This window comes from Mesorhizobium sp. WSM4306 (assembly GCF_007003975.1).
Taxonomy (GTDB): Bacteria; Pseudomonadota; Alphaproteobacteria; order Rhizobiales; family Rhizobiaceae; genus Mesorhizobium.
Genome location: NZ_VFTC01000004.1, coordinates 1 through 11,877 on the forward strand (window position 1 = coordinate 1; position 11,877 = coordinate 11,877).

11 protein-coding genes are annotated in these 11,877 nt (G+C 64.0%); 5 read left to right on the plus strand and 6 right to left on the minus strand.

Annotated elements, in window-relative coordinates:
• Positions 1 to 252 precede the first annotated feature (252 nt).
• The 4 genes from glcF to FJV77_RS07130 all read right to left on the minus strand — a co-directional run bounded on the left by glcF (position 253) and on the right by FJV77_RS07130 (position 6,145).
• Positions 253 to 1,581 (minus strand): glycolate oxidase subunit GlcF, encoded by a 1,329-nt coding sequence (gene glcF, locus FJV77_RS07110; protein ID WP_142866138.1) that lies wholly within the window; start codon positions 1,579 to 1,581, stop codon positions 253 to 255.
• Between the two features lie 13 nt (positions 1,582 to 1,594).
• On the minus strand, positions 1,595 to 2,800 hold the full coding sequence (locus FJV77_RS07115) for an FAD-binding protein (protein ID WP_142866139.1): 1,206 nt from the start codon (positions 2,798 to 2,800) through the stop codon (positions 1,595 to 1,597).
• A 235-nt stretch (positions 2,801 to 3,035) separates the two neighbouring features.
• A complete protein-coding gene (locus tag FJV77_RS07125) occupies positions 3,036 to 4,532 on the minus strand; it encodes an FAD-linked oxidase C-terminal domain-containing protein (RefSeq protein ID WP_142866140.1) in 1,497 nt (498 codons plus the stop codon).
• 290 nt (positions 4,533 to 4,822) lie between these two features.
• A complete protein-coding gene (locus FJV77_RS07130; RefSeq protein ID WP_142866141.1) occupies positions 4,823 to 6,145 on the minus strand; it encodes a DUF3422 family protein in 1,323 nt (440 codons plus the stop codon).
• Positions 6,146 to 6,354: 209 nt separating this feature from the next.
• Between FJV77_RS07130 and FJV77_RS07135 the strand changes: the two genes are divergently transcribed.
• The 3 genes from FJV77_RS07135 to FJV77_RS07145 all read left to right on the plus strand — a co-directional run bounded on the left by FJV77_RS07135 (position 6,355) and on the right by FJV77_RS07145 (position 9,226).
• Complete coding sequence (locus FJV77_RS07135; RefSeq protein ID WP_142866142.1) at positions 6,355 to 7,152, plus strand: FCD domain-containing protein; 798 nt, start codon at positions 6,355 to 6,357, stop codon at positions 7,150 to 7,152.
• Positions 7,153 to 7,164: 12 nt separating this feature from the next.
• Positions 7,165 to 8,301: an alpha-hydroxy acid oxidase gene (locus tag FJV77_RS07140; protein ID WP_142866143.1), complete on the plus strand. Its 1,137-nt coding sequence runs from the start codon at positions 7,165 to 7,167 to the stop codon at positions 8,299 to 8,301.
• A 157-nt stretch (positions 8,302 to 8,458) separates the two neighbouring features.
• Positions 8,459 to 9,226: a metallophosphoesterase family protein gene (locus FJV77_RS07145; protein ID WP_142866144.1), complete on the plus strand. Its 768-nt coding sequence runs from the start codon at positions 8,459 to 8,461 to the stop codon at positions 9,224 to 9,226.
• Here the strand turns inward: FJV77_RS07145 and FJV77_RS07150 are convergent.
• Positions 9,223 to 9,363 carry a hypothetical protein gene (locus FJV77_RS07150; RefSeq protein WP_006206855.1) on the minus strand — a complete coding sequence of 47 codons (141 nt, stop codon included), beginning with the start codon at positions 9,361 to 9,363 and terminating at the stop codon, positions 9,223 to 9,225. The two genes, FJV77_RS07145 and FJV77_RS07150, sit on opposite strands and share 4 nt — an antisense overlap.
• A 275-nt stretch (positions 9,364 to 9,638) precedes the next feature.
• Positions 9,639 to 10,337, minus strand: a complete 699-nt coding sequence (locus FJV77_RS07155) for a type 1 glutamine amidotransferase (protein WP_142866145.1) — start codon at positions 10,335 to 10,337, stop codon at positions 9,639 to 9,641.
• An 85-nt stretch (positions 10,338 to 10,422) separates the two neighbouring features.
• Here FJV77_RS07155 and FJV77_RS07160 point away from each other — a divergent pair, with 85 nt between their 5' ends.
• Together FJV77_RS07160 and FJV77_RS07165 are read left to right on the plus strand one after the other, a co-directional pair.
• Positions 10,423 to 11,070, plus strand: coding sequence for a hypothetical protein (locus FJV77_RS07160; protein ID WP_142866146.1), 648 nt, complete (start codon positions 10,423 to 10,425; stop codon positions 11,068 to 11,070).
• Between the two features lie 31 nt (positions 11,071 to 11,101).
• Positions 11,102 to 11,836, plus strand: coding sequence for a 16S rRNA (uracil(1498)-N(3))-methyltransferase (locus tag FJV77_RS07165; protein WP_142866352.1), 735 nt, complete (start codon positions 11,102 to 11,104; stop codon positions 11,834 to 11,836).
• Positions 11,837 to 11,877 lie beyond the last annotated feature (41 nt).

Here is an 11,877-nt window from a genome sequence, read left to right on the forward strand (position 1 = left end):
AAGAAGCTCGCTCTGCGCCAAGCCGCATGACCAGCGACATGGCCGCCCCTTTTTGCAGAACTTGACGCACACAACCCCCTCTTTCAACGCTGGCAATTGGCGAAATCATCGATGGCAGCGCCCCTCTCCCCGTCCCTATACGGGGAGAGGATGCCGGCAGGCAGGTGAGGGGCAGCGCCATCGCTCGGAAGGATTATGGGGCGAGTTCGAAACTTGAAACAGCGGCCTTGGCCACGAAGCCTAAATTAAGCATCACTCCGCAGCAACCGACTCCGCCTCTGAAACGCCCTCCGGCTTCGGCCCGCCATAGGCCCAGTCCAGCAGCTTGATCGTGTGCACCACCGGCAGCTTGGCGGCGGACGCGATCTGGGTGATGCAGCCTATGTTGCCGGTGGCGACGATCTCGGCGCCGGTCGCCTCGATGTTTTTCACCTTGCGGTCGCGCAGCTTTGCCGAGATCTCCGGCTGCAGGATGTTGTAGGTGCCGGCGGAGCCACAGCACAGATGGCCTTCGCGTGGCTCGCGCACGACGAAGCCGGCCTTGGCGAGCAGTTCCTTCGGCTGGCGGGTGATCTTCTGGCCGTGTTGCATCGAACAGGCCGAGTGATAGGCGACAACGGTGCCCGGCTTGCGCACCGGCTCCGGCAGGTCGAGGCCCGAGAGGTATTCGGTGATGTCCCTGGCCAGTGTTGAGACGCGTGCGGCCTTGTCGGCATAGGCCGGGTCGAGGCGCAGCATGAAGCCGTAATCCTTGATGGTAGTGCCGCAGCCCGACGCGGTGATGACGATGGCATCGAGCCCGCCCTGGTCGATGGCGCGCGTCCAAGCGTCGACATTCTGCTTTGCCGAGGCGAGTGCTGCTTCCTCACGACCCATGTGATGGACCAGCGCGCCGCAGCAGGTCTCGCCCTGCGGCACCACGACCTCGACGCCAAGCCTGGTCAGCAGCGCGATCGTCGTCTCGTTGATGGCGGGATCGAGCACCGATTGGGCGCAGCCGGTGAGGATGGCGACGCGGCCTTTCTTCGCCCCCTTGCCGGCATAGACACCACCCGGAGAGGCCATAGGCGAGGCCGCCGGGATCGAGGCCGGCGCCAGCTTCAGCATCGCACCGAGCGGTCTCAGCGCCGGCAGCTTTTCGAAGAGGCCAATGAACGGCTTGCCCAATTTCGCCAGTTTCAGTGCGGCGCGAAAACGCGCGGGATAGGGCAGCACGAAGGCCAGCATGGCGCGGGTCAGCCGATCGAGCAGCGGCCGCTTGTAGGTTTCCTCGATGTGAGCGCGGGCATGGTCGACCAGATGCATATAGTTCACGCCTGACGGACAGGTTGTCATGCAGGCCAGGCAAGACAGGCAGCGGTCGATATGGGTGACGATCTCCTTGTCGGCCGGGCGGCCGTTCTCCAGCATGTCCTTGATCAGGTAAATGCGCCCGCGCGGTGAATCGAGCTCGTTGCCGAGCGTGACATAGGTCGGGCAGGTGGCGGTGCAGAAGCCGCAATGCACGCATTTGCGCAGGATCTTTTCCGATTCCGCGACATGTGGATCAGCCAGCTGGGCAAGGGAGAAATTGGTTTGCATCTCTTTTCTCGTCCTAGGCCATGCGGCCGGGGTTGAGGATGGCCTTGGGATCGAACTCGGCCTTGAGCCTGGCCGACAGCGCCGCCAGATGCGGCGCCTGCGGCTCGAACACCGACACGGCGGCGCGATGCGAAGGGGCGGCGCGCACCAGCGTCGCATGGCCGCCGCCATGCTTTCGGATCAGCCCGCGCAGCAGGCCGGCCTCGGGATCGCCCTCCTCCATGCGCAGCCAGACCAGCCCGCCCTGCCAGTCGTAGAAGGCGCTGACGCCAATCTGCATGCGCAGTGTCAGCACCATCTGATGTGCCTGCGACGGCGCCATGGAGACGCGCCATACCGGCTTTTCAGTGCCATCGGCGAATGGCGCGCAATCCCTGACGTCGTGCCAGACTGCATATGAGGCTTCGCCCGCAATCTCCTGCAACGGGCCGGCGTTTTTCAACAGGGTCTTCAGCGCCTCGATACGATAGGCGACCGAAGGGCCAAACCCTTCGACGCGCAGCAGCGTCGCGGCGTCAGCGCCAAGACTGCCGCCGGCAACGCGCGCGGCGATGCGTTCGGGCAGATGGGCGGCGCTCGACACTTCGGCGCTGGAGCCAAGCGCAAGCGCCATGGCGGCGACCGCCGCATCGTCGAGCAGACCACGGATGGCGAGCGTGACCTCGGTCTCAGCCGCCGGCAGCACCTTGAAGGTGACGTCGGTGAACACGGCGAGCGTGCCCCAGCTGTTGGCCATCAGCTTCGACAGATCGTAGCCGGTGACATTCTTGACGACGCGGCCGCCGGATTTGAAGGCTTCGCCGCGCCCCGCAACGGCATTGATACCCAGGATGTGGTCACGCGCGGCACCCGCCTTCAGCCGGCGCGGGCCGGACAGATTCGCGGCAAGCACCCCGCCGATCGTGCCTTTGCCCGGCGCGCCGCCGAGCAACGGACCGTAATCCATCGGCTCGAAGGCAAGCTGCTGACCGTTGTGTGCAAGCAGCCTTTCGATCTCGGAGAGCGGCGTGCCGGCTTTCGCCGACAGCACCAGCTCAGCCGGTTCGTAAAGCGTGACGCCTGCGAGCTTCGACAGGTCGAGCATATGCTCGCTCTGCTGCGGACGGCCGATGCCGCGCTTGGAACCGTGGCCGACGGTTTCCAGCGGCGATTCCTCGGCGGCTGCCCATTGCACGGTGGAGAGGGCTTCGGTGGACGAGGTGGGAGTGAAGGTGGTCATGGGTGCGACGCGCCACTTGCGAGTGCAGAGACGTCGCGTTCCTTCGCGCCCCCCTCTGTCCTGCCGGACATCTCCCCCACAAGGGGGGAGATTGGCAGCTTCTCCGACCGCGCCTCTCTTGCGTCGAAGATTTGCGAAGGCCGAGATGACAGCTGATCTCCCCCCTTGTGGGGGAGATGTCCGGCAGGACAGAGGGGGGCGCGAAGGATCACCGACGTGCGAAATTCTAACCCCATCAAAACCTCGGAATATCCTGAAATGCCACCTGCCCGCGATGCACATGCATGCGCCCCAATTCCGCGCAGCGACGCAACTGCGGGAAGACTTTTCCCGGGTTGAGCAGATGGTTGGGGTCGAAGGCGCATTTGACGCGCATTTGCTGGTCGAGGTCGATCTGGTTGAACATCTCCGGCATCAGGTCGCGCTTTTCGACGCCGACGCCGTGCTCACCGGTCAAGACGCCGCCGACCTTGACGCAGAGCCGCAATATGTCGGCGCCGAAGCTTTCGGCCTTGTCGAGTTCGCCCGGCACATTGGCGTCGTAGAGGATCAGCGGATGCAGGTTGCCGTCGCCGGCGTGGAAGACGTTGGCGACGCCGAGCCCGTATTTCTCCGACAGTTCGCGCATGCCAGCGAGCACCCGCGGCAGTTCCTTGCGCGGGATGGTGCCGTCCATGCAGTAATAGTCGGGCGAGATGCGGCCGACCGCGGGGAAAGCCGCCTTGCGGCCCGCCCAGAAGCTCAGCCGCTCCTGCTCCGACTGCGAAATGCGGCAGGTGGTGGAGCCGTTCTTGTAGGCGATCGCCTCGACCAGGCCGATCAAATGGTCGACCTCGACGCCCGGGCCGTCTAGCTCGACGATGAGCAGCGCCTCGACATCGAGGGGGTAGCCGGCATGGACGAAGTCCTCCGCCGCATGGATCGCCGGGCGGTCCATCATTTCCATGCCGCCCGGGATGATGCCGGCGCCGATGATGTCGGCAACGCACTGGCCGCCCTGCTCGCTGGTCGGAAAGCCGATCAGCAGCGCGCGTGCCGTCTCTGGCTTTTTCAGGATGCGCACGGTGACTTCGGTGACGACACCGAGCAAGCCTTCGGAGCCGGTCATGACGCCGAGCAGGTCGTAGCCTTCCGAGTCCAGATGATTGCCGCCGAGGCGCACCACCTCGCCGTTCATCAGCACCATCTCGATGCCAAGCACATTGTTGGCGGTGAGGCCGTATTTCAGGCAGTGCACGCCGCCGGAATTCTCCGCAACATTGCCGCCGATCGAGCAGGCGATCTGGGAGGATGGATCGGGGGCGTAGTAAAACCCCTCCTGCTCGACGGCAGTGGTGATGCCGAGATTGGTGACGCCGGGCTGAGCGACGACAACGCGGTCGGGATAGTCGATCGCGAGGATACGGTTGAAACGGCTCATGACCAGCAGCACCGCATCTTCGACCGGCAGCGCGCCGCCGGACAGTGAGGTGCCGGAGCCTCGCGGCACGACGCGAATGTTGCGGTCGTTGCAGTATTTCAGCACCCGCGACACCTGCGCCACAGTTTCCGGCAGCACCACGACCAGCGGCAATTGCCGGTAGGCGGTGAGGCCGTCGCTTTCGAAGGCACGCATTTCGTTGGTGGCGTCGACGACGCCCTCGCCCGGCACGATGATGCGCATGTCGGCAACGATCTCTGTGCGCCGGCGCAGCGTGGCGTCGTCTGGCTTGGGCATGACAAGGCCGGACATCGGCAACGTCCTCCGCGTGACTGGTAAAAATCTTTTACCAGCCGTCGGCGCTTGTTGCAAATCCTGCTTTGGTCGAGCGCGCGACAAGGTCCGGCGGCGAGCTTCCGCAGCGGCAATCTGCCGCTGCGTTTGCCCTCCCCCCTTGAGGGGGAGGTGGCCGCGAAGCGGCCGGAGGGGGTCGTCTCGCGTAGATCGCCGACGTCGTCTCTTGCCGCGGGCGAGGCTGACGCCCCCACGCGAGACGACCCCCTCTGTCGCCTTCGGCGACATCTCCCCCTCAAGGGGGGAGATTATTCCCCCGGATGTTTCGCCGGCTCTGAATGCATGCGCCTCACGCGGCGCACACCCCACCAGACAAGCAGGATGGCAACCGGCACCGACGCGGCAGTGACCAACTCCGGCGCAAAGGCATGGCCGAAGATCGAGGCGCCCTTGGCGAGATAGGAGATCAGGCCGACGACATAGTAGGAGACGGCGGCGACAGAGAGGCCTTCGACCGTCTGCTGCAGCCGCAATTGCAGGCGGGCGCGATTGTTCATCGAGGCCAGCAAATCGCGGTTCTGCTTTTCGACCTCGACATCGACCCAGGTGCGCAGCAGCGTCGTGGCACGGGTGAGTTTTCGCGACAGATTGGCCTGGCGCTCCTCGACCGAGCGGCAGGTGCGCATGGCGGGTGCTACGCGGCGCTGCAGGAAGCCGCCCCATGTGTCGTAGCCGGGCACCGCCTCTTCCTCAAGCGCTTCCAGCCGCTCGACAACGATGCCGTCATAGGCGCGGCTGGCGCCGAAGCGATAAAGGCTGGAGGCGGCATCGGCTTCCAGTTCGGCGGCAAGCTCGGTCAAATCGGCGAGCAGCGTCTGGCTGTCGCGAGTCTCGGCCACCTTCATCTCCAGCGTAGTCTGCGCCAGCCTGTCCTCGATGCGGCGGGCGCGGCCGGACAGCGTCAGCGCCAGCGGCAAGCCGAGCATGGCAAGCGTGCGATAAGTTTCGACGTCGATCAGGCGCTGCGACAGCGCGCCGGTGCGGGCGGGCGTCAGGCCGCGGTCCAGAACCAGGATGCGGGTCATGCCGTCGCCGTCCTGGCGAAAATCAGTGACGATGGCCGCGTTGCCGCGCTCGACCAGCGAATAGCACAGGCTCGTCGGGTCGAAGCCGGCGATCAGCTTCTCGCTCGCCTGCGTCCATTTGCGGATGTCGAGGCGGATGCCGGAAATGACCGTTCCAGGCGGCGAAAATCCGTTGCCGAACGGAGAATCCTCCTGCGCCCTGCCGTTTTCGGCAAGCGGCCCTTCCCACAGATAGGTGGAGAATTCGGTGTGCCGCTCCCAGCGCAGCGTTCCCTTGCCCCACTTCATGGCGTGGTGACGGGCGTGACGGTCGGGCGCTGCGATGCCGAGGCGCCGCGACAGTTCCGAGAGCACGGCCATGTCGACGCCGGAGCCGCCTTCGGTCATGAAGGCAAGCTGCACCAGCACACGCGGCTTCTCGATCAGCGGATGCGGCCGGGCATGAACCTCGCCAAGCGCGCCGGGCCGTCCCTCATGCGCGGGAAAGCCCATCACGCTGCCTTGGGCGCGCGGCTGGAATTCGAGATTGGACGTCTCGTCCGACACGGCTGGTCCCCCTGTTCTCGACCCTTCGTGTTATCGCGCCGTCTTGGGACAATCGATGGAGCGCGTAAACAGCAAAATTTAGCCGAAGCGATTTCGCCGGCGCCGCGCGGAAAACGACTACGCTGAACGAATTGGATAAATAATTTGACCAGTTCGCGACACTGGCTCTAATCTGCGCACCCCAAGACAGGATTTTCCAGGCGCCTCCGTTGAGCGATATTTTTTCCAGGATCGAGCATTCGCGCACCGCCGACGAGGTGGTGCAGCAGATCGAAAGCCTGATCCTCGAAGGCGTGCTGCGCACCGGCGACCGGCTGCCCGGCGAGCGCGAACTGGCGCGTCAGTTCGACGTGTCGCGGCCGATCCTGCGCGACGCGCTGAAGGCGCTGGAAGGGCGCGGGCTTTTGACCACAAAGGCCGGCGGCGGTACCCATGTCGCCGATGTCATCGGCCAGCTTTTCACCAGGCCGGTGACCGACCTGATCTCCATGCACCGCAAAGCGGTGACCGACTATCTGGAATACCGCCGCGAAATCGAAGGCGTCGCGGCCGAGTATGCAGCGCGGCGCGCCACAGCGGACGACATTGCGCTGCTCGACCGTATCATGGCGCGCATGGACGAGGCGCACCGCACCGGCGATTTCGACGACGAGGCCGAAATCGATGTCGAGTTCCACCATGCGGTGTGCGAATGCGCGCACAACATCATCCTGTTGCACACGCTACGCTCCTGCTACCGGCTTTTGTCGGAAGGCGTGTTCCAGAACCGGCTTCTGGTGTTCACCGTGCCCGGCGCGCGTGAGGCGCTGCTGGCCCAGCATCGGGCAATCTACAAGGCCATCAAGGCCGGCGATCCGGCAGCCGCCCGCCACGCGGCGATGGACCACATCTCCTATGTCGAACGCTCGATGCTCGAGGCCGAGCGCAGCGGCGACTGGCAGCGCGTGTCGCGGCTCAGGCTCAAGCAGCGCTCCGACGCCGGGGACGGCGCGAAGATAACAGGGTAGCAAGGCACCACCATGAGCGACATCCTCACCATTGCCGACCTCAAGGACCTGGCGCGCCGGCGGGTGCCGAAGATGTTCTTCGACTATGCCGATTCCGGCGCCTGGACCGAGAGCACCTACCGCGCCAATGAGGAGGATTTCGGCAAGATCAAGTTCCGCCAGCGCGTGCTGGTCGACATGAGCAACCGTTCGCTGGAATCGACCATGATCGGCGAGAAGGTGGCGATGCCGGTGGCGCTTGCCCCGACCGGGCTGACCGGCATGCAGCATGCGGATGGCGAAATGCTGGCGGCGCAGGCGGCGGAAGAATTCGGCGTACCGTTCACGCTGTCGACGATGAGCATCTGCTCGATCGAGGATGTCGCCTCGGTGACCAAAAAACCGTTCTGGTTCCAGCTCTACGTCCTGCGCGACAAGGATTTCGTTCTCGATCTGATCGACCGGGCGAAGGCAGCGAAATGCTCGGCGCTGGTGCTGACGCTCGACCTGCAGATCCTGGGGCAGCGCCACAAGGATGTCCGCAACGGGCTGTCGGCGCCGCCCAAGATGACGCTGGCCAACATTGCCAACATCGCCATGCGCCCGCGCTGGCTGATGGGCATTGCCGGAACCAAGCGCCGCACCTTTCGCAACATTGTCGGCCATGCCAAGGGCGTTGGTGACGTCGCTTCGTTGGCGTCGTGGACGACAGAGCAGTTCGACCCGCACCTATCGTGGAAGGATGTCGCCTGGATCAAGGAGCGCTGGGGCGGCAAGCTGGTCCTGAAAGGCATTCTCGACAAGGAGGACGCGCTGATGGCGGTCGATACCGGCGCCGACGCGATCGTCGTCTCCAACCATGGCGGGCGCCAACTCGACGGCGCATCGTCCTCGATCATGGCGCTGGAAGAAATCGCCGACGCCGTCGGCGACAGAATAGAGGTGCATATGGATGGCGGCATCCGCTCGGGCCAGGACGTGCTGAAGGCGCTGTGCCTCGGCGCCAAGGGCACCTATATCGGCCGTCCCTTCCTGTACGGGTTGGGCGCGATGGGCAAGGAAGGGGTGACCTTGGCGCTGGACATCATCCGCAAGGAGATGGACATCACGCTGGCGTTGTGCGGCAAGCGCCTGGTGACCGACATGGGCAAGGACCAGCTGCGGCGCTAGAGCACGATCCCGAAAAATGGGAACGGGTTTTCGAGAAAAGATCATGCTCCAACAAAAAGTTAGATCAGGATGACGATTCAACGAAACGTCATCCTGATCTAGAGTTTGTTCACCGATTGGCCCTAGCTTCGCTGGGATCACGGAGACGACGCCAGCCTTGACCGAGACCGGCATCCATTACCTCGACGCGCGCGCGCCGGACGACATGCGCCTTTATGCGATCGGCGACGTGCATGGCCGGCTCGACTTGCTCGCAGCCATGCACCGCCGGATCGAGAGCGAGTTCGAATACAAGCCGACCGCCGACTGGCGGACCATCCACCTCGGCGACTATGTCGACCGCGGGCCAGACTCCAAGGGCGTCATCGATTTCCTGATCGAGGCGCAAAAACGCGATCCGCGCAACCTGATGCTGGCCGGCAACCACGATATCGGCTTCCTCGATTTTCTCGACGAACCCGACCCGGACGGTCTGTTCATGCGCTATGGCGGTGTGCAGACGGCACAATCCTATGGCGTTGACCTGATTGGAGACGCACGCTGGTTCGGCAAGGCAGAGGCGGTGCAGCGGGGGCACGCCGAGCTGGTTAAGGCCGTGCCGCAAGCCCATGTCGACTTCCTGCGGTCGCTGACGTTTTCAACAAGCTTCGGCGATTTCTTCTTCTGCCATGCCGGCATCAGGCCGGATGTGCCACTGGAGAGCCAGAACCCGCAGGATCTCATCTGGATTCGCGACGCTTTCCACAACCATCCAGGGCTTTACCCAAAGGTGATCGTGCATGGCCATACGCCGGTGGCGGAGGCCGAGGTTATGCCCAACCGCGTCAATGTCGACACGCTCGCCTGGCAGTCCGGCATGCTCACCGCGCTCGCCGTAGACGGCGCGGACAAGCGTATCCTGACGGTGCAGGGAAAAGGGTTTTAGCGAAGGGCGGCGGTGACGCCGTAGCCGTCGACGGCTTGATGGTTGTTGGCTGCATCGGCGGAATAAATGCCGAGACCGCACAGCACGATGGCAGACAGCATGACAAAGGACAGAAGCGCTGCTTTCACGGACGTCATCTCTAGTTGAGCTTCCTGCATCTGGGCACGAGGCGGTTACCAATGCGTTGAAACGGAGAATTCGTCTCAAAGTTTCGACGATTTCGCGCTTGTAGGTCGATTCTGTATCGGCGGTGTGTCGCGCGGATCACACAGAAGGTTCATCGCGGTTGCATTGCCGATGCAGAGCGCGCGCCTTGTAGGATGGCATTCGGCCACAAACCAAGGATGAAAGAGGTTGTCCCGGACGCATTTGCCGCTGCGTGCCAATTATGCAACGGCGGCGCCCATCGGGCTTAGATCGTCGCCACCCAGGCGCGGGCAATGGCGAGGCCGGCGGCATCGGCGTCGGGACCATTTCGGATGATCTCGCCGTCGAGACGGTCTTGCCAGTGGGGGTGCCGCTCAGCGATGAGCGGCGCGAAAGATGCGCTCCAGTCGCGCACCATCGGCGTATCGGCCTCAAAATGGAACTGGAAGCCATAGGCGGCACGGCCCAGGCGGAAGGCCTGGTTTTCCACCATCGCGCTGCCGGCAAGCCGCACAGCGTTTTCCGGCAAGCCGAACGTGTCGTCGTGCCACTCGAAGATCGGAAAACTCTGAGGCAGCGCCGCAAGCACAGGGTCGGACTTGGCGGCCGGCGTCAGCGAAACCTTGTGCCAGCCGAATTCGGTGGCACCGCCGATTTGATTTTTGCCGCCGAAAGCCCGCGCCAGAAGTTGGCTGCCAAGGCAAATGCCAAGCACCGAGCGATCTTTGTCGGCAAAATCACGCGTCAGGTCGACCAATGCCGGGAAGTACGGGCAGATCTCGTCATCAAGAGCATTCTGGGCGCCACCAAGCACGACGATGGCATCATGGTCGTTGCTGGTCCCAGGCAAGGTGTCGCCGCGATAAGGCTTGCGCAGGTCGATATCGGCGCCGGCTTCGGTCAGCGCCGCGCCAATCTGGCCAAGGCCCTCATTGTCGAAATTCTGGACCACCAAAACCCGCATGGAAAACCTTGCTGACATGAAATGACGCGACGAGCGATATCATGTCGCCGGCATCGCAGCCAAGATGCGCATTCGGGAGAGAGCTATGCCACTGCAAAACCGGGTCGATCCGTTCGGCGCCATCCATGCTGTACCGGAGCGCGGCCTGTTCACCGGCAATCGCGGCATCATCCACGACCCGCAGACCAAGACGCTGCTGAACAAGCGCTGGGCGCTTCAGGCCTGGATCATCTGCGTGTGCCAGTTCCGCAATGTGCGGCGCGAGCCGATGGGCCGTAATCGGCCGGGTGGCAAGGCCGGCTGGACCGAGCTGTTCTTCCTCGACGAGGTGACGGCGCTGGCCGCCGGGCACCGTCCTTGTTTCTACTGCCGGCGTGAGCGGGCCACGGATTTTGTCGGCCGTTTCGGCAACGCCTTCGGTGTAACGGAGCCGCGCGCGCCGATGGTCGACAAGAAGTTGCACAAGGAGCGGCTGGCTTCGGGCGGCAAGCCACCGGCGATCAAGGCGGAAGATTTGGCCGGATTGCCGGACGGAGCGATGATCGCGGATGCCGGCACCGCCTATGCGTTGCGCGGCGGCAAGACACTGCGTTGGTCGTTCGCGGGTTACGGTGGTGCGGTAGGGTTTGCGAGCTTTGCCGGTCGACAGGTTCACCTGCTGACACCGGCGACAACCGTTTCGGTGTTGCGGCAGGGCTTTGAACCTGTGTGGCATCCTTCCGCCGAGGCTTGACGCCAGGCACTACCTCGCCCATTCCTCGGCGATGCGCGCCAATTACAAGATGCAGCGGCTGTTTGTGCCGGACGATCTCGCGGCAGGTATCGAATTTGATGCCAGCCAGCAGCCGAGCCATTATCTCATGCATGTGCTGCGGCTCGGTGAAGGTGCTGAGATCCTGGTCTTCAACGGCCGCGACGGCGAGTGGTCGGCGGCCATCGCCGCGAAATCGAAGAAGGCGGTGCGGCTGAAAGTGCTCAGCCAGCAGCGGCCACAACCGCCGCTGCCCGATCTGATCTACTGCTTCGCACCGCTGAAGCAGGGGCGGCTCGACTATCTCGTGCAAAAGGCGGTGGAGATGGGCGCAGGCATCCTGCAGCCGGTGATCACCCAGCACACGCAAGTGGCAAAGCCCTCCATCGACCGGCTGCGCGCCAATGTCGTCGAGGCGGCCGAGCAATGCGGCATACTGGCGGTGCCGGAGGTGCGCGAGGCCGAAAAGTTCGAGCGCCTGCTCTCCGGCTGGAACAAGGCGCGTCGGCTGATCTTCTGCGACGAGGACGCCTCGACCAACAATCCGCTGCCGGCATTGCAGGCGATCAGGGAAAAGAAGCTTGGGCTGCTGGTCGGACCGGAAGGCGGCTTTTCTGATGACGAACGCAAGATGCTGCGGGCCCTCCCCTTCGTCACCGCCATCCCGCTCGGCCCACGCATCCTGCGGGCCGACACGGCGGCGGTTGCGGCGCTTGCCGTGATGCAAGCAACGCTCGGAGACTGGTGAGACTTCGCCTATTGCAAGGGACGGGCAAGGCAGTCACATTC